At 34.3% G+C, this 24,004-nt stretch carries 24 protein-coding genes; 16 read left to right on the forward strand and 8 right to left on the reverse strand.

Translation table 11 applies throughout. From position 1 onward, the window contains the following. The first annotated feature begins 138 nt into the window (after window positions 1–138). The 8 genes from SKM54_RS06430 to SKM54_RS06465 all read left to right on the forward strand — a co-directional run bounded on the left by SKM54_RS06430 (window position 139) and on the right by SKM54_RS06465 (window position 8,664). A complete protein-coding gene (locus SKM54_RS06430; RefSeq protein ID WP_321094765.1) occupies window positions 139–1,209 on the forward strand; it encodes a flavin reductase family protein in 1,071 nt (356 codons plus the stop codon). 14 nt (window positions 1,210–1,223) lie between these two features. Further along, window positions 1,224–2,318 (forward strand): fatty acid desaturase family protein, encoded by a 1,095-nt coding sequence (locus SKM54_RS06435; protein ID WP_321094767.1) that lies wholly within the window; start codon window positions 1,224–1,226, stop codon window positions 2,316–2,318. Window positions 2,319–2,723: 405 nt separating this feature from the next. Continuing rightward, window positions 2,724–3,251, forward strand: a complete 528-nt coding sequence (locus tag SKM54_RS06440) for a Csu type fimbrial protein (protein WP_321089085.1) — start codon at window positions 2,724–2,726, stop codon at window positions 3,249–3,251. Between the two features lie 33 nt (window positions 3,252–3,284). Continuing rightward, window positions 3,285–3,845 (forward strand): Csu type fimbrial protein, encoded by a 561-nt coding sequence (locus SKM54_RS06445; RefSeq protein WP_321094768.1) that lies wholly within the window; start codon window positions 3,285–3,287, stop codon window positions 3,843–3,845. A gap of 53 nt (window positions 3,846–3,898) precedes the next feature. Then, window positions 3,899–4,378, forward strand: coding sequence for a Csu type fimbrial protein (locus SKM54_RS06450; RefSeq protein WP_321089083.1), 480 nt, complete (start codon window positions 3,899–3,901; stop codon window positions 4,376–4,378). A 5-nt stretch (window positions 4,379–4,383) separates the two neighbouring features. Then, complete coding sequence (locus tag SKM54_RS06455; RefSeq protein ID WP_321094770.1) at window positions 4,384–5,187, forward strand: fimbrial biogenesis chaperone; 804 nt, start codon at window positions 4,384–4,386, stop codon at window positions 5,185–5,187. A 65-nt stretch (window positions 5,188–5,252) separates the two neighbouring features. After that, window positions 5,253–7,682 (forward strand): fimbria/pilus outer membrane usher protein, encoded by a 2,430-nt coding sequence (locus tag SKM54_RS06460; RefSeq protein ID WP_321094772.1) that lies wholly within the window; start codon window positions 5,253–5,255, stop codon window positions 7,680–7,682. Then, a complete protein-coding gene (locus tag SKM54_RS06465; RefSeq protein ID WP_321094774.1) occupies window positions 7,663–8,664 on the forward strand; it encodes a Csu type fimbrial protein in 1,002 nt (333 codons plus the stop codon). Before SKM54_RS06460 ends, SKM54_RS06465 begins: the two co-directional genes overlap by 20 nt. A 56-nt stretch (window positions 8,665–8,720) precedes the next feature. Here SKM54_RS06465 and SKM54_RS06470 read toward each other — a convergent pair whose 3' ends face one another. Continuing rightward, window positions 8,721–9,368 carry an HAD family hydrolase gene (locus tag SKM54_RS06470; RefSeq protein WP_321089079.1) on the reverse strand — a complete coding sequence of 216 codons (648 nt, stop codon included), beginning with the start codon at window positions 9,366–9,368 and terminating at the stop codon, window positions 8,721–8,723. Then, complete coding sequence (locus tag SKM54_RS06475; protein WP_321088046.1) at window positions 9,335–10,537, reverse strand: DUF1615 family protein; 1,203 nt, start codon at window positions 10,535–10,537, stop codon at window positions 9,335–9,337. Before SKM54_RS06475 ends, SKM54_RS06470 begins: the two co-directional genes overlap by 34 nt. 82 nt (window positions 10,538–10,619) lie before the next feature. Here SKM54_RS06475 and dusB point away from each other — a divergent pair, with 82 nt between their 5' ends. Then, entirely contained in the window at window positions 10,620–11,645 is a 1,026-nt protein-coding gene (gene dusB, locus SKM54_RS06480; RefSeq protein ID WP_321094776.1) for a tRNA dihydrouridine synthase DusB, read from the forward strand. Between the two features lie 41 nt (window positions 11,646–11,686). Here dusB and SKM54_RS06485 read toward each other — a convergent pair whose 3' ends face one another. Continuing rightward, the gene (locus tag SKM54_RS06485) at window positions 11,687–12,730 is read right to left on the reverse strand and encodes an NAD(P)H-dependent flavin oxidoreductase (protein WP_321094778.1); all 1,044 of its coding nucleotides are present in this window, start codon (window positions 12,728–12,730) and stop codon (window positions 11,687–11,689) included. 203 nt (window positions 12,731–12,933) lie between these two features. On the opposite strand from SKM54_RS06485, the gene SKM54_RS06490 reads away from it, so the two are divergent. The 5 genes from SKM54_RS06490 (at window position 12,934) to SKM54_RS06510 (ending at window position 18,138) form a co-directional block, all read left to right on the forward strand. Continuing rightward, window positions 12,934–14,193: a putative DNA modification/repair radical SAM protein gene (locus tag SKM54_RS06490; protein ID WP_321094780.1), complete on the forward strand. Its 1,260-nt coding sequence runs from the start codon at window positions 12,934–12,936 to the stop codon at window positions 14,191–14,193. Beyond that, a complete protein-coding gene (locus SKM54_RS06495) occupies window positions 14,193–14,972 on the forward strand; it encodes a TIGR03915 family putative DNA repair protein (RefSeq protein WP_321088050.1) in 780 nt (259 codons plus the stop codon). Before SKM54_RS06490 ends, SKM54_RS06495 begins: the two co-directional genes overlap by 1 nt. Before the next feature lie 71 nt (window positions 14,973–15,043). Continuing rightward, on the forward strand, window positions 15,044–15,562 hold the full coding sequence (locus SKM54_RS06500; RefSeq protein ID WP_321094782.1) for a hypothetical protein: 519 nt from the start codon (window positions 15,044–15,046) through the stop codon (window positions 15,560–15,562). Between the two features lie 584 nt (window positions 15,563–16,146). Next, window positions 16,147–17,439 (forward strand): dicarboxylate/amino acid:cation symporter, encoded by a 1,293-nt coding sequence (locus SKM54_RS06505; protein WP_321094786.1) that lies wholly within the window; start codon window positions 16,147–16,149, stop codon window positions 17,437–17,439. Window positions 17,440–17,625: 186 nt separating this feature from the next. After that, a complete protein-coding gene (locus SKM54_RS06510; RefSeq protein WP_321094788.1) occupies window positions 17,626–18,138 on the forward strand; it encodes a hypothetical protein in 513 nt (170 codons plus the stop codon). A gap of 62 nt (window positions 18,139–18,200) precedes the next feature. Here SKM54_RS06510 and SKM54_RS06515 read toward each other — a convergent pair whose 3' ends face one another. From SKM54_RS06515 to ahpF, 4 genes are all read right to left on the reverse strand, one after another. Next, window positions 18,201–19,412, reverse strand: coding sequence for a YeeE/YedE family protein (locus SKM54_RS06515; protein ID WP_321094790.1), 1,212 nt, complete (start codon window positions 19,410–19,412; stop codon window positions 18,201–18,203). A 143-nt stretch (window positions 19,413–19,555) separates the two neighbouring features. After that, a complete protein-coding gene (locus SKM54_RS06520) occupies window positions 19,556–20,257 on the reverse strand; it encodes a VIT1/CCC1 transporter family protein (RefSeq protein ID WP_154773669.1) in 702 nt (233 codons plus the stop codon). 138 nt (window positions 20,258–20,395) lie between these two features. Next, window positions 20,396–20,740 (reverse strand): hypothetical protein, encoded by a 345-nt coding sequence (locus tag SKM54_RS06525; protein ID WP_154773668.1) that lies wholly within the window; start codon window positions 20,738–20,740, stop codon window positions 20,396–20,398. A gap of 184 nt (window positions 20,741–20,924) precedes the next feature. Continuing rightward, window positions 20,925–22,490 carry an alkyl hydroperoxide reductase subunit F gene (gene ahpF / locus SKM54_RS06530; protein ID WP_321094792.1) on the reverse strand — a complete coding sequence of 522 codons (1,566 nt, stop codon included), beginning with the start codon at window positions 22,488–22,490 and terminating at the stop codon, window positions 20,925–20,927. A gap of 288 nt (window positions 22,491–22,778) precedes the next feature. Between ahpF and SKM54_RS06535 the strand changes: the two genes are divergently transcribed. Both SKM54_RS06535 and SKM54_RS06540 read left to right on the forward strand, forming a co-directional pair. Continuing rightward, the gene (locus SKM54_RS06535; RefSeq protein ID WP_171501371.1) at window positions 22,779–23,000 is read left to right on the forward strand and encodes a DUF1653 domain-containing protein; all 222 of its coding nucleotides are present in this window, start codon (window positions 22,779–22,781) and stop codon (window positions 22,998–23,000) included. Window positions 23,001–23,024: 24 nt separating this feature from the next. Continuing rightward, entirely contained in the window at window positions 23,025–23,609 is a 585-nt protein-coding gene (locus SKM54_RS06540; protein ID WP_321094794.1) for an O-methyltransferase, read from the forward strand. A gap of 58 nt (window positions 23,610–23,667) precedes the next feature. Here SKM54_RS06540 and SKM54_RS06545 read toward each other — a convergent pair whose 3' ends face one another. Beyond that, window positions 23,668–23,874 (reverse strand): KTSC domain-containing protein, encoded by a 207-nt coding sequence (locus SKM54_RS06545; RefSeq protein WP_154773665.1) that lies wholly within the window; start codon window positions 23,872–23,874, stop codon window positions 23,668–23,670. Window positions 23,875–24,004: the final 130 nt, after the last annotated feature.

The following is a 24,004-nucleotide window of genomic DNA, read 5'->3' on the forward strand; positions in this document are numbered from 1 at the left end:
GTTTGGGGGCAAAATAGCTTTAAATCATTATAACCATTACGGCTACACTTTGAAATGATTGGATACAATACAACTGTATATACAAATATATATACATGTGTATAATAATTGAAAATTCAAAGGCGTGGTGAACGAACTATGCATGCAATCGAAAAAACGAAATCTCCTTTATCTGCATTAGTAGATGTGGTGATAGATTCATATTCAGCAAATTTCTGGCTTCAAAAGTTGAATCCTTTATGGTCTGTAAATCAGGCGCTTGGTTCAATTGTTAAAAAAGAAATTATTGCAAATGACACAGTTGCTTTAACGATTGAATTTAATCGTAAATTTAACGTGGGTGAAGCAGGACAGCATCATCCAGTATTTGTTGTTGTAAAAGGAATTCGTTACGAACGCACGTACAGTTTGACGCAAGTAAGTGCTAAAAAAGTGCTACTTGTTGCTAAGAAAGTTGAGAATGGCGTTGCGAGTAATTGGTTGTTAGAACAATCTAAAGTTGGGGATGTTCTTGAGTTTGGTCGCCCTTATGGTGATATGCAACTTCCAGAGAATAATTCACCTTTGATTTTGCTTGCAGCGGGTAGTGGTATTACACCTATGTATAGCTTAATTCAGGCTTTGGTGGCTTCATCTAAAATTAAAACTTTGCCTGTAACATTGTTGTATTGGGTAAAAACTCAAGCAGATGCAGCATTTAAAGATGAGTTTGAACAATTAGCATCGAAGTATGGAAACTTTAATGTTGAATTTTTCTATACGCAAGATTCTGAACAACCAGCTTCGCGCTTAAACGAATCACATTTACAAGCTTTAAAAAATATTGAAGAAAGCACTGTATATGCATGTGGACCATCAGGTTTTACGACAAATGTTGAAGCCTTATTTGCTCATGCAAATGCTGTAAAAACAGAAGCTTTTAGTATGAGTCCTGTTGTTTATGATGATGTTGGTTTTGTGAGTGTTACGCTAACGCAATCTAATAAAGTCATTGCAATTCCTAAAGGTCAGCCAATTTTATTAGGTTTAGAGCAACAAAATGTTAAGCCTAAACATGGCTGTCGTATGGGTATTTGTAATAAGTGCGCATGCAATAAAGCTGAAGGTTCTACTAAAAATTTAGTAGATGGTTCACAAAATAATGAACCAGGAAATTTACTTAAAATTTGTGTTAACTCGGCACAAACTGACTTAGTTATAGATTTATAAAAGGGGCTATAAATATGAATATGCCAGTCAAATTAGAATATTTTAAAAACCCAAAAAATCGTGAATTAACTCCGGCAGAACAAGATGAGTTAGCACGTGAACTTGATGCGATTCGCCAAGAAGTTTTAGATGACCTTGGTGAAAAAGATGCTAAATATATTAACCGCGTGTATGCGACCGTTAAGTATTCAGAAATCATTGGTCGTGGCTTGTTGTTTGCGGGATGGTTTCCACCAGCATGGTTGTTAGGTACAGGTTTACTTGGTTTTTCAAAAATCATGGAAAACATGGAATTAGGACATAACGTCATTCACGGTCAATACGACTGGATGAATGATCCTAAATTCAACGGTACCAAATATGAGTGGGATATTGTTGGTACCGCAGACGATTGGCGTCAAACACATAACTATAAACATCATACTTATACCAATATTAAAGGTATGGATGATGATATTGGCTATGGCGTATTACGTTTATTCCCAGAACAACGCTGGAAAAAAGGCTATTTATTACAGCCTTTATATAGCATTCCATTCTGTTTGCTTTTCCAGTGGGGCGTTGCAATTCAAAACCTTGAAATTGGTAAATACCTGAAAGGGCGTATGACCAAAGAAGAGTTCAAGCAACGTTTTGCACCAATGAAAAAGAAAATCACCAAACAATTAGTGAAAGATTACGTATTTTTCCCTGTAATTGCTGGCCCTGCAGCGTTGCCTGTTTTGGCGGGTAACTGTGTTGCAAATGGTATTCGTAATATTTGGACATTCAGTATTATTTTCTGCGGTCACTTTACAAAAGATGTTGAAGTGTTCTCAAAAGATGTTTTAAAGGATGAAAGTCGCGGTCACTGGTACATGCGTCAAATTCGTGGTTCTTCGAACTTAACAGGTTCAGAAGCATTCCATATTTTGACAGGTCATTTAAGTCACCAAATTGAACATCATTTATATCCTGATATTCCTGCACGTCGTTATCGCAAAATGGCACCAAAAGTACAAGCAGTTTGTGAAAAATATGGTTTGAATTACAACAATGCAAGTTTGGTTAAGCAATACGGAAGTGTGATTAAGCGTATTGTGAAATATGCATTTCCATTTAAAAAGTAATAATTGAAAAGCTAAAAAAGCCACTATTGATTAGTGGCTTTTTTATCCGTACATATGCAGTTTGGACTTTAAGAGATAATAAAAGCTAGCAGCACAAAAATTACAATTAATTAGCTAAAGTAAATAAAATTAGTGAAATATATTATAAAAAAGTTGATAAAATGATGAGAAACTACGTCTTATTAATAGTTATTATGTCTTTTTACAAATCTTTACTATGTTGTTTTTTGTTTATGTAATGCCTATTTTTGCTCAATTCGCACCAATTTACTTCGATTATAATGATTAAAACTCTATAAGAATAATTTATAAATATAATTTAAATATATTATATAAGTGGATTAAATTGATTAAACTGTGTTCGCCTATGCTTTGGCTATTGTTAAGTAATTTGGATTAATAGAGATGAAAAAAATAAATTTAGCGTATTGGGGACTTGCAATTGCTACTACATTAGTAACAGCTAATGTGTCTGCTGCAATTACAGGTCAAGTTGATGTTAAGTTGAATGTATCTTCTGGTTGTAAAGTTGATAACTCCAATGAGAATGGAAATATTAACAAGTTTGGTACTTTAGATTTTGGTAAAACAGCATCTACCTGGGACAACATTTTAACTGCAGAAGTTGCTTCTACAGGTAACGGAAGTGACATTACCGTAACTTGTGATGAAGGTGTAAGTGGTTTTAAAGTGAGTATTGATGGTGGTGAAAAAGGTGATCGTCAATTAACGAATGGTACAGATAACGTTAAATATAATGTTTATCAAGATGCAGCTCGTTCAAAATTATATGAAATTAATACACCTGTAACATTTAATACAGCCGCAACAACTCCTGTAAAAGTTCCTGTTTTTGGTGCGGTTCCAGCAAATAGTACTCCGGTGTCTGAAGGTGATTATAAAGACACATTATTAGTAACAGTAACATTCTAATTTTTTAATAAATTTAGAATGATTGGGGCAGTAATGTTTAAGCAATATTTAATCTTAAAAAATACTTGTTTTATGGGTGTTTTAGCTTTTTTTGTTATTGCCCCTTCTTTTGCTGGTCAAGGCCTAACTCGTTTAAAAAGCACTCTTAATTTAGAGCCTGCTTGCATCATCAACTCAAAAATCGTGACAAATGGATCATCTAATCAAAAATTAGGTGAACTCGATTTTGGGGATCAATCTGCGAGTTTTAGTTCTGTAAATACAATGCTGACCAATGAATTTAATGCGATAAAAATACATTGTCCAGTGAATAGTCGTGTCAATGTAAGTTTTAATGCGGGTCAAAATTCAGCAAATATTCCGAGTGTAAATCAGTCCAAAGCGAATAGAGCAATGTCTGATGGTGCTGGGCATTTTATTGCCTATCAAATTTATAGAGACAATAAAAGTGGAACAGTTTTGACACCACAAACACAACTAAATTTTGATGGGGGCGTAGAGCAGCAAATTAAAATTTATGCTGAAGCTTATAACAGCAGTAATGTAGTGAAGGGTCAATATACTGATCAGATCACAGTAACAATAGCATTTTAAGAGTCAATATTATGCTGCGGTTTATTATATTCACATTCTGCTTTTTAGTTTATATGCCTTTACATGCTGAAACTTCAGCAAATATAAAGATTTCTGCAACTATCGAGAAAGGCTGTGCTTTTTATGACTCTGGAGCTGTTTTAGATTTTGGTAGCCATCCAACAAGTTCTAAAGAAACAAATGTCACTGCTAGTGTTGTAAATAATAGATCGACTTGGAGTTTAGAATGTACACCTGATATTCCAGTCAGTATTACATTTGATAATGGTAAAAACTTTGATACAGCTACTCAAACTAGACGTTTAAAAAGTGAAGTTGGTAATTATTTTGTTAATTATCAAGTTTATTCAAATGCGGCACACTCTAAAGTTATTGGTGTTAATTCACCTTCTAATACACTTTCTTTAATAAGTAACACTTTTGATAATATTCTAGATTTTGGTGTTTATGGATTAATCGACCTAAGTAAAGGCGAAACAAATAAACCATCTGGAAAATATTCTGATGAAGTGCTTATTACAATTATTTGGTAATTAAAATGCATAAGTTAATTTCTATTTATTTAGCTAAATTGGTTAATAAAGCTTTATTTTTATTGGTTGTAGCTGTATTAACTACGCAAATTATTTATGCAAAATCTAATTTTTTAATTTGGCCAATTTACCCTATTATTGAAAGTCAAGATAAAGCAGCACCAGTATGGTTAGAAAATATTGGTGATGAGGCATCTATAGTACAAATTAGAGTATTTAAATGGTTACAAAATGATAATAAAGATCAATATCAAAATCAGCAGGAAATTATTGCAAGCCCACCTATTGTAAAAGTTGCGGCAGGCGATAAGCAAATGATTCGATTAACGAAAGCTATTAATATTCCTGACTCTAAAGAGTATAGTTATCGTATTGTTGTAGATGAGTTACCAGTAGATCTAGAAAAAAAAGATGCAACCAGTAGTGTTAGTTTTAAAATGCGCTATTCACTACCATTATTTGTTTACGGTAAAGGGATTGGTAGCGGTAATAGTGTAGATACTAAAAAATTAAATAGTAAAAACCTTAATGCACGCCCAATTCTAAACTGGTCACTGGTTAAAAATAATAATAAGGATTATCTCGAGATTGAAAATTATGGATTACTTTCAGTGCGAGTTTCTGGTTTTCAAATAGAGGATAAGAAATATAAATCTATGGCTGGTAATAATACATTTGGTTATGTATTGGCTGGTGGGAAATTAGCATTTGATATTAATCAGGATTTTAAGTCCTTGTTATTACAGAATAAGCCAATTTATGCAATTATTGGGCAAGATAAAGAGCCTATTCTCTTAATTAAAAAATAATTGGATTTATGGCTATGCATATTAATTTGAAACTTAGTATTTTAAGTCAGTGTGTTCTATTAATTATGACATGTACTGTTTCTAAAATTAATGCTCAAACATTTACAGAAATACCTGCTATAAATATAAGTGTAAAGGAAATTCCTTATTTTAAATTTTATTTAGAATTAGTCATAAATACATATTCAACTCAAAAAGTTGTGCCAGTATTAGTTAAAGATAATGATTATCTTGTTCTAAGACGAGATCTTGAAAGTCTAGAGCTGGAATATACAAATTTTACTAGCACTAGTAATATATCTGAACAAGAATTAATTCAACTTGGATTAGAGAATACTGTTGATGATTGGGTTAAATTAAATACGAATGGTGGTGGATATTCTATTAAATATCAAAGTCAAAACCAGCAGTTATATTTAAATTTACCAACAGAATGGTTGCCTGAGCAAATGTTGGGTAAAGACTATTGGTATAAAAAAGCACCTTCTCAAAGTGGAACAGGATTATTAAATAACTTTGATGCTTATTACTATGTACCTCATCAGGGGGGAAATGCTTTAAATTTATATACAGAACAAAGGCTTTTTAGTCCCTTAGGTGTTCTAAGTCATTCTGGAGTATATAGCTCCCTTGAAGATAATGATGGTGAAAAAAAGAAAAATGAATATATACGATACGATACGACCTGGCGATTTGATGATGAAGAATCAATTTATACGGTCGAAGTTGGTGATATCTATTCGTTAAATAAAAATAGTTGGACGAGTTCAGTGCGTATGGGGGGGATACAGCTTCGTAAAAATTATTCTATTCGCCCGGATTTAATTACGTATCCATTACCTCAATTTAAAGGGGAAGTGGGTTTGCCAAGTACAGTAGATTTATTTATTAATGGAGCAAAAAATACCACTGAACAATTACAACCCGGACCATTTTTAATTACCAATGTGCCATTTATTAATGGTCGTGGTGAAGCTGTTATTGTGACGAGAGATGCTGTTGGTAGACAAATTTCAACGACTGTACCTTTTTATGTGTCGGGTGATTTACTTAAAAAAGGAATGTTAGATTATTCATTATCTTTAGGTCAGTTACGTGAAAACTATGGTATCAAAAATTTTGATTATGGGGATTTTATAACTTCATTTGATGCTCGCTATGGTGTAAATAATTGGTTAACTGGCGAGTTTCACGTAGAAGGGAACGATAAGATTTGGAATACGGGTGTTGGTGCTGTATTTTCCATAAAAAATTTCGGGGTGTTAAATACTTCATATACTCATAGTTTTGTTGAAGAATCACCTTTTTCAACAGGTAGTAATACTGGGGAAGGTCATCAATTTACAGTGGGTTATCAATATCAACAGAGCCATTTTGGCTTTAATGCTGCGCATACTAGAAGAGATGAAAACTTTTCGAATCTAGCAAATTACTATAGTTCTAATTTAGGTTCAGTAAATTCAGAAGAAAGCACAAATGCAAATATCTTTATTTCAGGGAAAAATACAGGAACATTTGGGGTAGGTTATTTCAATATTAAACGAAGTAATTTTGATAATACCGAACTTTTAAGTTTATCTTGGGCACCTGTTTTACCTCCATTTTTGTATGGCGCATCTGTTTCATTAAGTGCGAATCAAGATTTAAATGAAAAAACGTGGAGTGGTGCGTTACAAATGACGTTCCCATTGGGTCGTACACCAAGTCGAATTAGTGCAGGACACCAATATCAAGAAGATGGTGCAAGTTCTAGTTTTGTGAACTATAGCTATCAAATGCCTACAGATGGTGGGTTTGGGGTGGATTTAACACATAAATTTAATGAACGTGGAAATGATTTTAGTCAAGCGCAACTTCGTTATCGTAATCGTTATATGAATTTTGATGCGGGCATTTCAGGTCATGATGAATATGATCAATGGTATGGTGTGTCTGGTTCATTTGTGTGGATGAAAAACTCTTTATTTTTCTCTAATCGATTAGGGGAATCTTTTGCTTTGGTTGATACAAATAAAAATGAAAATATTCCAATTCGTTATGAGAACAATTTAATTGGTGAAACGAATAGAAAAGGCTATTTATTTGTACCGAATGTCACTCCATATTATAGCGCCAAGTATTCTATTGATCCTTTAAATCTATCATCAAGTTATGCAACGCCAGTAGTTGAGAAAAGAGTGTCCGCAAAATTGGGTACAGGGATTGTTATTGAGTTCCCTGTGAAAAAAATTACTTCTGCAAGTGTGTATTTAAAACTCAGTAACGGAGAGCCTGTTCCTGTTGGTTCCATTGTTCATCAAAATGGGAAAGATTCAACTTATGTAGGAATGGATGGTATTGCATATATTACAGAGGTTGATGCTACAAATAACTTAACCGTAGTTTTAGAAGATGGGCGTTCTTGTCAGGCTAAATTTGATGCAGTTTTAGATTTTGATGAAATTCAGAGTATCGAGAATGTGGTGTGTGAAATACATGGAGATGAGAATGAATAAAGCATTTAGGTATTTATCGGTAGTTTTATTATCATTTTCTGCACAATATGCATATGCAGATTGTAGTGCATACTCTCAACCTGCAAATTTAGGTCCAGTAAGCTCCTTTGATGTACCTAATTTACCTTCACAGCAAATGTCTGGCGGGCTTTCATGTGTTGGAAGCTTGACGCTTGCATCAACTTCACACATTAAATATAGACCTATCGTCGCGCCCACAACTTTAGTTCATCAAAATGGAGTGAATATTGCGCGTATTGTAATTCGTGACTCTCAAAATAATATTGTACAAACTGGTGTTGAAAGAGATTTAAGTTCATTTTCTTTACTTTCGTTATTTGGCGGTCCCAATAGTAGTATTCCTTTTCAAGTATTTCTTACGGAGTCTGTAAGCTTAAAACCGGGAGTGTATACGGGGAATTTACAAATAAAATGGTATTACTATGTCGGTGCTCTTGGAATAGGTGGAGTTAATTTATTGGACTATAGAAGTCCTGGTTTAGTGTATTCTTGGATTTGGGGGGTTACCAATTGGGGGACTGGTTTAGATGCCATAGTACCTATTACCTTAATTGTGAAAGAAGATTGTCGTATTAATACATACAACGTAGATTTAGGTTCTGCTGCCTTAGTATCTAAATTTGATACAGCTAGTGGTATGGTTCAAATTATTTGTTCTGCACAAACACCTTATAGTGTTGGGCTTTCGAATGGACAGAACTTTAATACAACAAGACGTTTGAAGCATCAATCTAAAAATAATTATATCGCATATGATATCTATAAAAACTTTTCCCCTCAGCGGTGGGGAAGTGAAGGTGCGGAAAGATGGAATAGTACAGATGCTTCTATATATCCAGGCGTGCATGATGGTACTACCAGACAAACGTATTCATTCACTACTAAGATTATTGAGCCATCCACTACTATTGCACCTGAAGGGGTTTATACAGATACACTGCAAGTAGAAGTAAGGTTTTAGTTTTAGTCTTTATTAAATTATTAAATTATTAAATTATTAAATTATTAAATTAAGATTTAAGCCAATTCTTTAGCTTTTTCTAATATAGGAAGATGAGTGCTTTTCCCAACATAATAGGAATAGTGCGCCAAATTAAGCATAGCAAGATCTTCATCACTATTTCCATAAGCATAAATATGTTGATATTGGCTTAATTGATATTTTTCTAAAACACGAATTGCTTTTTGTTGAGCGCTACAATCTGCTGAAGAATAGTGCCCTGTATAGTGACTATTAATGATTTCTGTTTCTGTGCAAATTAAGTCAACGCCTAGAGATTCTGCAACGTATTTCAAATAAACATCTACTGTTGCAGAAACCAAAACAACATGATCACCTAATACTTGATGCGTACGTAATCTTGCTAATAATTCAGGATTATAACTTTTGATAATATGATCTGCATATTCTTGAGCAATTGAATCTATTTCACTAACTTTGGCATTTTTAAACATGGCATGAAAGAGTTTATGGCGCATGGCATGTGCAGGATAAGCCTTTAAGTAATAGGCTTGAATCCAAGGTAGTATTTTAAAACCTTGTTTAATAATATGCCGTTTAGATAAAGCGTAAAAAATGAACCCTGTGAAACTATCTTTCGTACACAAGGTTCCATCAAAGTCGAATAACGCTAAATTTTTATACTTTTTGCTTTTCTCATACATGTTTCAAAGCGTCCATTTACGCGAGTTGCGAACCAATTCGTGTTGTAGTCACGGCTTAATTTTGGTCCCGTAATAACAACTTCAGGCATAATTGCATAGATTGGTTCTTTATTTGTTGCTTCTTTATAAAGTTTAGCAACGGCTCTATATGTTGCTGTATCTTCAAATTTCTTTTCTTTTTCTTTCTTTAAATCTGAACGAATTTGGCGTGGCGTAACTAAAATATTATGTTGTGTGAATACATTAATTAGTTCGCGTTCAGACTGACTTTTTGCAGATTTAGGTGAGCCATTTTTATCGTAAAGAAGTAAGTCACCGTCTAAATCCAATTCTGCTGTTGTTAAGTCATTTAGCATACTTTGAAAGGCTGCATTACGGCTTGAGTACATTCCAGAGTTATAGTCTGCGAAGCGGTAGAGTGGCTTGTCGTAATCTGCGGAATACATCATTAATCGATGAATACCATAATATAAGCCACCATATTGGCTGTATAAGTCGGTACGTAAATCTGCAATGCTGCCACTTTTACGTTTATGTTCTTTGGCATAGCTAATATGAACTTGCATAGAACCCAAGGTGGTAATTGGATTCATCTTTTCACCAATATCTTGCCCGACTAATTTCGCTGCACCTGTTAATGCGCTGACATGATAATGCTTAGACATATAGTCGAAAATTTCACGATACAATTCATCAAGTTGACGTTCTGTTTTAACACGACGCATTTGGCTTAAATAGTTATCTTCAGGACTAGGCTGATTTTTTAAAACGTCTTGGAAATAACCTGCAATAGGAGCGCCAATGGTATCGCCCAATTTATCTGTAAATTTTTCTTCTAAACGTTCTTGAACTTCTTTAACTGCTTTTTCACCCAAACCATAAACTTGAGGGTCTGCATGGAAATTCGATTCCTGATCGACCACAGCAATAATGGTACACATGTTTTCTTTGGTTTGTGGAATACCAAATTGTTCTGAAATATCGTAAATATCTTTAGACCAAGAATCTCGGTCACTTACTCGATTAGGTAATAAGCGTTTTACTTGTTCTTGTTTTAAAGTTGGTTCGTCGCTAGACCACCAAGAGCTATCACCACACGCGGTTAATCCAATAGATAAAGCTAAAACAGATAAAGGTTTAAGCATTGAAAAAATAACTTTTTCTTTCATATTTAGGAAAACTCGTTTAGAGGTGATGAGCCTATAGGGTAGATGAAGTATACTATGCAAGTCGTCAACGTTAAGAATATATATGTATATTGGTCCTTATCAACTGTCAAATAATTTGATTGTCGCTCCTATGGCAGGAGTTACCGATCGTCCATTTAGAACGCTATGCAAGTATTTTGGTGCAGGGCACGCTGTTAGTGAAATGATGACGTCTGATAAGACCTTACGTATGAGTAAGAAAAGCTTATATCGTGCCAACTTTGATGGTGAGCTTTCCCCAATTTCAGCGCAAATTGCAGGTTCAGATCCTGCCGATTTAGCAGAAGCTGCAAGATATCAGGTGGCAAATGGCGCACAAATTGTTGATATTAATATGGGATGTCCTGCTAAAAAAGTATGTAATAAATTAGCTGGTTCTGCACTTTTACAAGATGAAGATTTAGTTGCACGTATTTTAGATACCGTTGTTACCGCAGTTGATGTACCTGTAACGTTAAAAACCCGTTTAGGTTTTTTAAATGGTCATGAAAATATTATGCGCGTTGCCAAACGTGCAGAAGAAGCGGGTATTACGGCATTGGCTTTGCATGGTCGTACACGTGAAGATATGTATTTAAATACTGCTCGTTATTCTTTAATTAAAGATGTGAAAGAAATGCTCAGCATTCCTGTGATTGCCAATGGCGACATCGACAGTCCTGAAAAAGCGAAATATGTTTTGGACTATACAGGTGCAGATGCAGTCATGATTGGACGTGCTGCACAAGGTCGACCTTGGATTTTTCGTGAAATAGCACATTATTTACAAACAGGCGAACATTTGGCTGCACCAAGCATTCAAGAAGTAAAAGAAGTTTTACTTGGACATTTAGCAGAACTTTATGAATTTTATGGTGAATATTCAGGATGTCGTATTTCACGTAAACATATTGCGTGGTACACCAAAGGTTTACGCTCAAGTAACGAATTCCGTCAAAATATGTATAAAGTCGAATCGACTGTAGAGCAATATAAAGTTGTTGAAGATTACTTTAATAACCTGCTTATGCATGGTGAAATTATGAGTGATGTTCAAGTAGAACAAGTCAACTTACTTGAAACGAAATAAAGTAAAAAAGCTTCTCATGAGAGAAGCTTTTTTATTGCTATTTAATCTACATTTATTTCTAGAACAAGCTGATTAATTAAATCTGTTGCTTCTAATTCACGAATTTGTGAAACATTTGAACCTGCCCAAAATGCGCCATAGCCAGAATCGCCATGTTTGCTTGCAGCCGTATGAAGTTGTTTACCTAAGTCGTATGCATAAGGATATGGTGGAACTTGCGGGCGAGTAGGTGTATCAACCTCTTTATGCCAATGATTAATTAAACCACGTGCAGGTCGACCTGAAATACTTGCCGTAATTTGTGTTAGCGGTTGGTCAAATAAAGCTTTTCTATAGGCATCGTTTGCACTAGAGGTTTTACATTGCACAAAAGCTGTGCCGAGTTGTACTGCATCTGCACCTAAGTCTAAAAATTGCTTGGCTTGATGACCATTCATAATGCCACCTGCGGCAATGACAGGAAGTGTGCAATTTTGTTTTAGAAGCTGAACTAAGTCTTCGGTACGAATGGCTGTATCAAAGCTTTCATTGAAGATACCTCTATGCCCACCAGCTTCAATACCTTGCGCAATAATAATATCGATTCCTGCTGCTTCAATGGCTTTAGCTTCTGCTAAGTTTGTTGCTGAAACTAAAGTGATAATTCCTGCATTTTTTAAAGCTTTAATTTGATGTACGTGTGGAATACCAAAATGGAAACTAACAGCTTTCGGCTTAGTTTCTAAAACTAAATTGAGGAAGTCATCATTATCTTTAAAGCTTGGATAAATACAATTTAAGCTTGTTGGTACTTCTGCATCTAATTCTTTAAATTTGTCAGCAAAAAGAGCAATCCAGTTTTGTGAAACTTCACTATTTAAATCACGGCTTTCGTGACAGAAAAAATTCACCTGAAAAGGCTTATCTGTTAATTCTTGAGTATGCAAAATTTGCTTTCGAGCAGCATCAACAGTACTTGCTCCCAAACCTAAAGAGCCAAATGCACCTTGATTCGATACTTGAGCCGCTAATTCAGGTGTTGAAACGCCTGCCATTGGGGCAAGGAAAATAGGATGTTGAATTCCTAATGTGTCTAATAAACTCATTTGCATACTCCTTATTGCTTCTTACACTTTGCCCAAGCTAGAAAAATTTGGCAAATAATATTCGTTATTTACTTTATAAATAGAATTAAAAAGAGCAGATGTTTTACATTTCAAGCGACAAGCTCTGTCGTTGTGGAGATGGTTGGACATCGCATTTTTCACATAAATTTTATAATCAACTTTTCTCTTAAATTACATCTCTCATGTCTGATCGTATCCGTGAAAAACTGCAAATTTTAGCCGATGCTGCCAAATATGATGTTTCATGTTCATCGAGTGGTAGTGATCGTAAAAATAAAGACAAAGGTCTGGGCAATACCGGCTCAGGAATTTGTCATAGCTATACAGAAGATGGTCGCTGTGTATCTTTGCTTAAAATTTTATTTTCAAATGTTTGTATTTTTGATTGCGCTTATTGTGTATCACGTCGTTCAAATGATGTGAAAAGGGCAGCATTTACGGTGCAAGAGGTGGTTGATTTAACCATGAACTTTTATCGCCGTAATTATATTGAAGGGCTGTTTTTAAGTTCAGGGATTTTTAAATCCGCAGATTACACCATGGAGCGCATGCTTCAAGTGGTTAAAAAATTGCGTTTAGAAGAAAATTTTAATGGATATATCCATTTAAAAACCATTCCAGGAGCATCTCAGGAAATTATTACAGAAGCTGGTTTATATGTAGATAGAATGAGCATTAATTTAGAAATGCCAACAGAAGCAGGCTTACAAAAATTTGCGCCTGAAAAATCGCATTCAGAAGTGCAAAAAGATTTAGGGATTGTTCGAGATAAACTCATTCAGCTTAAAGAAGATAGGCAAATTATTCGTTCGACACCTAAGTTTGTTCCTGCGGGGCAAACCACGCAAATGGTCGTAGGCGCACATAATGAATCTGATAAAGACATTATTTTAATGGCAGATCATCACTACAAAGCTTTTAAATTAAAGCGCGTTTATTATTCGGGCTATATTCCAATTAATGAGGAAGAAAAAGCATTGCCTGCAATTGGTTCTGCACCACCTTTATTGCGTGAAAATCGCTTATATCAAAGTGATTGGTTAATGCGTTTTTATGGTTTCGATGCCAATGAGCTTGTAGATGATGAACACCCAAATTTAGATTTAGATGTAGACCCAAAATTAAGTTGGGCGCTGAGGCATCCTGAAGCATTTCCTGTAGATATTAACCAAGCAGATTACAAAATGATTTTGCGCGTGCCTGGAATAGGGGTGAAGTCTGCTAAAAAAATTGTACAAGCGCGCCGTTTTGGCAAAATTTATATTGATCAATTAAAGCGTATGGGTGTTTCTTATAATAGAGCGCAACATTTTATTCGTTGTGCAGATACGCCAAAATTTCAAAAGGAACAACATTCAGCGCAAATTCGTAGGCAAATTTTGCAATCTGGACAATCGAAATATACTCAGCAACTTTCACCACAATTAGGCTTTGGTTTTTAATGGCGACGTATTGTTTTGACGGAACATTTACAGGGCTTTTAAGTTGTGTGTTTCGTTGTTTTCAATTTAAAGAATTTGATGTGAATGTTACTGCAAATCCTAAAAGCCAAAATGGTTTATTTGATGACTTTATTGAAGTTGCTTCAAATGATGAACATGCACAGCGTGTTTGGCAGGGATTAAAACAAAAAACATCTGCAAATAGCCTAAGAAATTTTTACTACAGTTTTTTGTCGGAAAAAGACGAAGCTTTTCAGCATTGTTTGAATTTCGCAATTTATGTATTTCAGTCGCAAAAACCTGTCGATCGAAATTTTGGTCATGTTGATGTTTTAGGGATTTCACAATGGGCAAAACAAGTTGGTCGTGAAAAGCACAGAATGGAAGCTTTTGTGCGTTTCAAAAAATGTAAAGATGGCTTATTTTTAAGTTTGGTCAGACCAGATTTTAATGTTTTACCACTCATTGAAAAGCATTTTAAATCACGTTATCAAGACCAGAAGTGGCTCATTTATGATGAGCAACGTAAATTTGGTATTTATTATGATTTAGATGTTGTGCATCAAATTGAAATGAATGCACATGAAATAGATACGCAACTGCAAATAGGGCATAGCCAGAACTTTAGTATTGAACTAGATGATGACGAAGTACTTTATGATCAATTGTGGAAAGATTACTTTAATAGCGTGAATATTAAGGCACGAAAAAATATGAAACTTCATATTCAATATGTACCAAAAAGATATTGGCGCTATATGAATGAAAAGACACTTTAAATAGTTGAAGCCAAATTTTTTATTATATGCATAATGGTGCTTATATTTAAATATTGAATGTGAGAAAATGAATGAAGCCGTTGCTTTGGACGACTTTAATTGCAAGTATTGTTTTTACAGGCTGTTCTAAAACAGAAGAAGCGAAAACTGTTGTAAATGAAAGCCAATATAAAGTGAAAGATGTTGCGACATTACAAACACGCTTTGAACAATTAAATGAAAAGCTTGCTACCGATTTTAAGCAATTTAAACAAACACAAAGTATGGCTTTTGCACAGCAACTTCCACTTGATGTAAATGATTTAAAAACATTGAATATGCATTTGGTTGCGAGTACATCTTTAAAACCAACAAAATTGGCATATTGCGATTTAATGAATGGCTACTTTACAGAGATGTATCGTTTAGGACACTACAATCTACAATTGCTAAAAGATGTTAAATTGCCAAATGCAGCAAATGAAAATCTTCAGACAAATTTCTCTTCTTCTGATCAATTTTATGACTTCATTTTGAATCGTTATACGACATATAGACAAGTCCAACAAATAATGGGATATGGCTGTAATTTAAAAGAAGCCTTGAGATAATATAAAGTGCCTAAAAAACCTACTTTCATGTAGGTTTTTTATACTTTTAAGGAATCATAAAAATGAAAAAAGACGATTTTTTCTGCAAAAAATGTGTAGTTAATTTTAAATGATTAGAAATTAGAATATTAAATAATTTAATTGATAAGAAGTCTTAATGAGTCATTGGTCTAAATAAATATAAAAAATAATAGATAGAAGCTATAGAGTAATTAAGGCTATTTTTTAATAAAGAGATATTTAAGTCGTTTTATATTGATTTGTTAAAATTAAATTATTGTTTAATATAAAATTATAATTATTATGTGAAAAATATAGTTGTATTTAGCTTATTGTTTTTTGATCAATAAACATTCAAATGACTCTTAATATTGATTGTGAAATGAGCAATTAAAATTAAGTATATGAAAAAGATATATATTTTATTTATAAATATTAGACTAAAGGCGTACATGGTTGCCTATCTTTGATACTTGCTTTTCTTTAAAATCTCCGAAGTTTTTAGCAGTAATTTTTTGTAGTTATTGTTTATGTTTACTGTAAGCGTAACTTTTTAGTTTTAAAATTTATTAAAAGGGCCTCCCATGGATATTCATGTTGATGAGCATGCTCAGCCACCAAAGAAACAAAAGTTTTATCAAATTCTTTATGTGCAAGTAATTTTCGCTATTTTAGCGGGTATTGCATTAGGTCATTTTGCGCCAGATCTTGGTGAAAGCTTAAAACCGTTAGGTGATGCTTTTATTAAACTTGTTAAAATGATTATTGCTCCAGTCATCTTCTTAACGGTATGTACTGGTATTGCTGGTATGACCAATATGGGTTCTGTGGGGCGTGTAACAGGTAAAGCAATGCTTTACTTCATTACTTTCTCTACTTTAGCGCTTATTGTAGGTATGGTTGTTGCCAATATTATTCAACCTGGTAAAGGTTTAAATATTGATCCTGCTCAACTTGCTGGCGATAAAGTCGCAACTTATGTTGAAAAAGCTCACGATGCTTCTATTGTAGACTTCTTCATGAATATCATTCCAAAGACTTTAGTTAGTCCATTGGTTGCTGGTGATATTCTTCAAGTTCTATTTGTAGCTGTATTGTTTGGTTTGGCTATTGCAAGCGTTGGTGAGAAGGGCAAACCTGTTACAGAATTTTTGAATCATTTAACTGTACCTGTATTTAAATTAGTAGGTATGTTAATGAAGTTCGCTCCTATTGGTGCGTTCGGTGCTATGGCATTCACCATTGGTGCTTATGGTATTTCAAGTATTGGTAACTTAATGCTATTAATCGCGACCTTCTACATCACGTCATTATTGTTTGTGATTGTAATTTTAGGCGCGGTTGCTAAATACAATGGTTTCTCTATTTTTGATTTAATCCGTTATATCAAAGATGAATTATGGCTTGTATTAGGTACATCTTCTTCTGAAGCAGCTTTACCAACTTTAATGAATAAGATGGAAAAAGCAGGTTGTGAAAAGTCTGTTGTAGGTTTGGTTATTCCTACAGGTTATTCATTTAACCTTGATGGTACAAACATCTATATGACAATGGCGGCATTATTCATTGCACAAGCATGTAATATCGACCTTTCAATTGGTGAACAAATTACATTGTTATTAGTTGCTATGATTAGTTCTAAAGGTGCAGCAGGTGTTACTGGTGCAGGCTTCATTACTCTTGCAGCTACATTATCTGTAGTTCCAGCAGTTCCTGTAGCAGGTATGGCATTGATTCTTGGTATTGACCGTTTCATGTCAGAATGTCGTGCATTAACGAACTTAGTTGGTAATGCGTGTGCAACAATTGTTGTAGCACGTTGGGACAATGCTTTAGATAAAGAAGTATTAGATGAAACTTTAAAAAAGAAAGTTTAATTTAAGAATTTTAAAAAGCCCTTCGGGGCTTTTTTTATTGATTAAAATAATGTGGTAAAGATTAGGTGAAGATGCGATAGTAAATTTATTTATAATTGGACTGAATAATATTTAGTATTCGAAACAAAGTTAAGTTTATTGATTTTTAATAGGTTTTTTATCTTGTTAATTTTATAGGTTGGGTTAATGATTATTAATGTAAGATTTTTTTTGACTTGTATCTGTATTTTTTTTAGTTCGCTACTACACTCAGATAATGATATTGAGAATAATCTCCATGGGTACTGGTCGTGTAGTAATTATTCCGAATTAGAAGATTATAATATATTAGAAATTTATAATTTAAAGTTTGAGCATAAAAAATCATATCAAAATGGAATTATGCACTTTGTTAATTTAGATGGAGAGGCTATTGTAAAATATAATCTTATCAATGATTTTATAGTGGATGAAAATGATTTAGTTTTTAAAAATACCGAAGTTTTAAATCATTCTATAGATAATGTTGTTTTTGATGATAAATATAAAGTATCTGATATATTTCGAGATATTTCTTCAGATGTACAGGTTGCTTATAAAATTAAGTTAATAACAAATAGTGAGTTAGTATATAAGTCTAAAGATATTGATTTTGAATGGTTATCCATAAAATCTAAATGCCAAAAAGTTAATGATGAAAAAGATTTGCCAGTTTTTTAATTAGATGTAATTTAGTTAAAAGCCCATCATAAGATAGGCTTTTAATAATTTAGCTTTTTAAATTAACAACCAGTCAGTTGCTCAGGTTTTGGTTTTTCATTTGGGAAGAAAATAGGGCGAAGTTTTACACCAACACCATTACCAATGAATGCAAAAATAAGCCATAACCAACCATGTAAGCTACCAGAAGCAATACCACTGAAATAAGCACCAATGTTGCAGCCATACGCTAAACGAGCGCCATAACCTAACAATAATCCACCTACAATGGCAGCAATTAATGAACGCTTAGGAATATTGAAGTTAGGTGCAAATTTACCTGCAAGACTTGCAGCAAATAAAGCACCAATCATAATGCCAAAGTTCATCATTGAGGTAATATCAAACCATAAAGATTCTGCTAAAGCTTTAGCATTACCTGGTTGTTGCCAATATGCCCAAGATGCAACATCAACACCTACAAAACTTGCAGATTTAGCAGCCCAAACAGCAAGTGCAGAAGTTACCCCCCAAGGACGACCAGCAAGTGCGAGCGTTGCAAAGTTAAGCAGAGTAAGAATAATACCGCCCCAAATGAGTGGCCAAGGTCCACGAATAAAACGCTTCCAACCTTGGTATTCACTTCTAGGTTCAATTTCAAGTGAACCATGACGTTTTTTCTCAGCAAAAACTGTAATGGCAGCAATTAAAGCAAAAAGCACAAAGTTGATGAGTAGAGCAGGTGCAACACCTAAGCTAGACACAAGTGAAATAGGTGCTAAATGCGGAAGATTAAACCACCAATCAATATGCGAAGTTGCAATTAAAGAACCTAAGCAGAAGAAAACAAGTGTCACGATCATACGTGCGCTACCGCCACCAACTGTATAAAGCGTACCTGAAGCACACCCACCGCCTAATTGCATACCAATACCAAAAATAAAGGCACCAATCATCACAGACATAGAGACAGGGCTAACATTGCCTTTTACAGGATTACCAAATAATTCACCTGCACCTAAAGCAGGGAAAAATAGTAAAACGGCAAGGCTAAGCATGATCATTTGAGCACGTAGCCCACGACCACGACGTTCTTTAATAAAAACACGCCAGCTAGATGTAAAACCAAAAGAGGCATGATACAAAGTCATACCGAGTGCGCCACCAATCAAAAACAAAAGTGCTTGATTGGTGCTGACAACTTGATAAGTACCTAAAGTACCAAGAATTAATAAAATAAAGGCCACCCAAACCGATACATTTGAACGGTTTGCAGGTGCTGCAATAATAGACATGGGAGAAATAGTAAAACTAACAATAGTGTGACTATTTTAAAGTATTTAAAATAATAAGAAGTTGGAAAAAGCTTAGAAAATATGAATTAATGCTGAATATAATTGATTTAATAAATCAATTATATTCATATGTGAATTTTTGGTTAAAACGTACTTACATTAAAAAATGAGCCAATGAAGCTTGCAAATGCCATCGCAATAACACCCCATATGGTCACACGTAAACTGCCACGAATAATAGACGTGCCTGCAAAGTAACTTGAAACTGCACCTAGAATTGCTAAAGATAATACGCCTACAATCATTACTGTTTTACCAACGAAGCCTTCGGGGCTTAGTAATATGGCAAACATAGGAAATAATGCACCCAAAGAAAAGGCAAGGGCAGAAGAACCCGCAGCTTGTAATGGATTGGCTGATGTATTTTCATGAATCCCAATTTCATCACGTGCATGTGCTTCAAGTGCATTATGAGCAGTAAGTTGGACTGCAACTTCGTGCGCTAAATCTGGCTGTAAGCCACGTAAAACATAAATATGAGTCAGTTCTTTGAGTTCTAAATCTGGATTTTTTTCTAATTCATTACGTTCTGTATGTAAATCTGCTTCTTCAATATCTACTTGAGATTTCACAGAAATATATTCACCCGCAGCCATGGAGCTTGCACCAGAAATTAAACCTGCCACACAAGTAATTAATAAAGTTTGTGTAGATGCACCACTTGCAGCCATCCCCATAATTAAGCTGGTTACCGAAATAATTCCATCATTTGCACCTAAAACAGAAGCACGTAACCAGCCTGCACGTTGAATAAGGTGTTTTTCTTGATGATGAGAATAATACATTTATAGCGCTCTTATATTTAATTTTGGGTTAACCATAGCGAATGTATGATTGATTAATCAAGTGAATTACATCGGTAAATACAAAAAAGCCCCAATTATATTGAGGCTTCTTTGTATTATTTTTAAATATTTAAAAAATTATTGCTCGGCTTTTTCTTTAACATCAGCTGCGCCTTTTTCAACTGCACCTGCAACATGTGCAGTTGCATCTTTTACAGCTGCTTTGGCATCAGCAGCAGCTGCTTGTGTTTTAGCGGCAGCTTCATCAGCAGCTTCGTTAATTTTTGCAGTAGCAGTATCTGTTGCAGCTTTAGTTTCAGATGCAGCATGATCAGTTGCTGTAGCAATATCATGTGTTGCTTGAGATGCAGCATTTTCTAAATGTTCACCTGTAGTTGCACCTGTTTCGGGTGCTTTATCTTTGTTACAACCCACAAGTGCAACAGTAGCAACAAGACCTAAAGCAATAAATAACTTATTCATTCTGATTTTCCTTTTGTTATCCCCAAATGCGGGTTCGTTTAAAATATAATCTATTTTTCTGATATATAAATATTCATTATTGTTTATAAAATGTAATTTTTATTATAAAAACTTCTGTGAAAAAAAAGGCTTAGCATCTTTCGATGCTAAACCTTTTTTTGTGATTTTTCGCTTATCTAACGACTTAGTTACCACTACGAATAATGTAATCAAAAGCAGATAACGAAGCTTTAGCACCTTCACCTGTCGCAATAATGATTTGCTTGTACGGAACAGTTGTACAGTCACCCGCTGCAAATACACCTTTTACATTGGTTTCATTGCGGTCATTAATTACAATCTCACCGCGGTTTGAAAGTTCAACATCTGTTGCTTTTAAGAAATCTGTATTTGGTAATAAACCAATTTGTACAAAGATTCCTGCAAGTTCGACAGTGTGTTCAACATCAGTTGCACGGTCTTTGTATTTAAGTGCTGTTACTTGTGAACCATCACCAACCACTTCTGTAGATAACGCATTCTTAATTACAGTAGTGTTTGGCAAGCTGTTCAATTTGTCTTGAAGTACTTGGTCAGCACGTAATTTAGTATCAAACTCAACCAATGTTACATGCTCAACAATACCTGCAAGGTCAATTGCAGCTTCTACGCCCGAGTTACCACCACCGATCACTGCAACACGCTTGCCTTTAAACAATGGACCATCACAGTGTGGGCAGTATGCAACACCACGTGTACGGTATTCTTGCTCACCTGGAACGTTCATTTCTCTCCAACGCGCACCTGTTGAAAGGATGACAGTTTTAGATTCTAGTTTTGCACCATTTTCTAAAGTCACTTCAACAAGTCCATTTGCTGTTGCATCTGCACCTTTAATGTCAGATACACGTTGCAAATTCATAATGTCTACACCGTACTCACGTACATGTGCTTCCATTTCAGCAGCAAACTTAGGACCTTGTGTTTTTTGGATAGAGGTAAAGTTCTCAATATCCATTGTATCCATCACCTGACCGCCCATGCGTTCAGCTACGATACCTGTTTTAATCCCTTTACGTGCTGCATAGATAGCAGATGTATTACCCGCAGGTCCACCACCAATAACTAGTACATCAAACGCTTCTTTAGCATTTAATTTCTCAGCATCTTTTGCAGCAGAGTTTGTATCAAGTTTTGCAATAATTTCTTCAAGTGTCATACGACCTTGACCAATGTGTTCACCATTTTGGAATAACATTGGAACAGCCATAATTTTGCGTTCTTCAACTTCTTCTTGGAAGAATGCACCATCAATCATGGTAGCTGTTGTGCCAGGGTTGTTAATTGCAATTAAGTTCAATGCTTGAACAACGTCAGGGCAGTTATGACAGCTTAAAGATACAAATACGTCGAAGTCAGCTTTAATGCCTAAGCCTTTAATTTGAGCAAGAACTTCATCAGATACTTTTGGTGCATAACCTGAAACTTGTAACAATGCCAAGATCAAAGATGTGAACTCATGACCCATTGGTAAACCTGCGAAGTTTACACGTGGTTGTTCACCTACTTTTGCAATACCAAAACTTGGCGCACGAGAGTTAGTACCGTCAAAACGAGCAGTGACTAAATTAGAAAGCTCTGCAATTTCTGAAACAAGCTCTTTAATTTTGTCTGATTTATCAGAACCATTTAAAGTTGCAACAATTTCAATTGGGCTTTCAAGGCGTTCAAGAAGTGTTTTTAATTGAGCTGAAGTATTTTGATCTAACATTGCTAACGTCTCCAAAGGAGTAAATGTTTATTTGATGAGAGAATCATAGAACAAACCATTAAATTGAGGAAACAGTTTGTTTTTATCTTGATAATCGGTTTTTGGGATTAAAATGCAAAATAGTACAATTAATCAACAGTATATTCGTGTATAGCTTCATGTAAGAATGGGGTAGAAAAGGTAAATTTCAAGTAATACTGAGCATTTAAAGTGAAAAAAGTATGAATTTTATGAAAATAATAATAATCTGATTAAGGTAATGAATCTTGTAAATAGAGAGTATTAAGCGTGAGTTTAAAGAAAGGAATTTATCAGCATTATAAAGGCAACCTGTACCAAGTATTTAATGTGGCAACGCATAGTGAAACACGAGAGCAAGTCGTTGTTTATCAATGTTTATATGGTGATTACTCTATGTGGGTGCGACCATTAACTATGTTTACAGAAACAATTACAACATCGGATGATCGTGAAATTGAAAGATTTAAATTAATTCAAGAAACAGAGTAATTTAATAATTAAAAGAGTGTAAAAATGAGTCAGAATTTTTTAGCAAAAATCGATGCGTTATATCAACAATTTCAAGCACATGATCAGGCTCATTCAGATCGTTTAAAACGTTATAGAAATATAGAGCCTGAATCTGCTGAATTATTAAATGTACTCATTCGAGCGCAACAATCTAAACGTATTTTAGAAATTGGTACATCAACAGGTTATTCCACTTTGTGGTTGGCGTATGCAGCGCAAGCAACTTCAGCAAAAATTACTACTTTGGAAATTGACGCTGAAAGGTCGGAGCTTGCACATCAAAATGCAGTCGATTTTTCACTTGATCGTTTTGTTGAGTTTTTAGTTTTTGATGCACAAGATTATTTGCGTCAAACCACAGAAAAGTTCGACTTTATTTTGTTGGATGCAGAACGTGATGCATATTGTGATTATTGGAATTACTTACCACAAATCTTAAAAGAAAAAGGCGGTTTGCTTGTTGTAGATAATGTGGTTTCACATGAGTCTGAAGTGAATGATTTTTTAAATTTAGTCCGTGATAATCCAAAATTTAGTACAACAATTTTGCCTATTGGTGCGGGACTATTTTTAGTGACATATAACTAATTGATAAAAAGCATCGTTAAAGAAAAGCCATCAATTTTAGCATTGATGGCTTTTTTATTTATTGCATAGAAACACGTTTGAAGCTGAGGTCATATTCTAAATATTTATGAACAAATGATGCTTTATCATCAGATCGAACTAAATTATTGTAAATAAATTCAGGAACTGGATGGAACAAATCGGCACGTCCATTGTTGTAAAAAATTTTTAAATATCTAGATGTGGCATTGTATTTGTAAAAAGTAACAGCGATTGTTTTTTCCATAAGCAACCTCGTTATTATCATGTTTTATGTTGTGTTAAAACTTTATTGTTGTTTATAAATAAGTTTTATTTATGTATATCATAATTGTGGAATGAATCAACGTATAAATGTAAGATTTTTATTTATTTTT

Origin of the sequence: Acinetobacter faecalis (assembly GCF_034187745.1) — a bacterium.
Taxonomy (GTDB): Bacteria; Pseudomonadota; Gammaproteobacteria; order Pseudomonadales; family Moraxellaceae; genus Acinetobacter; species Acinetobacter faecalis.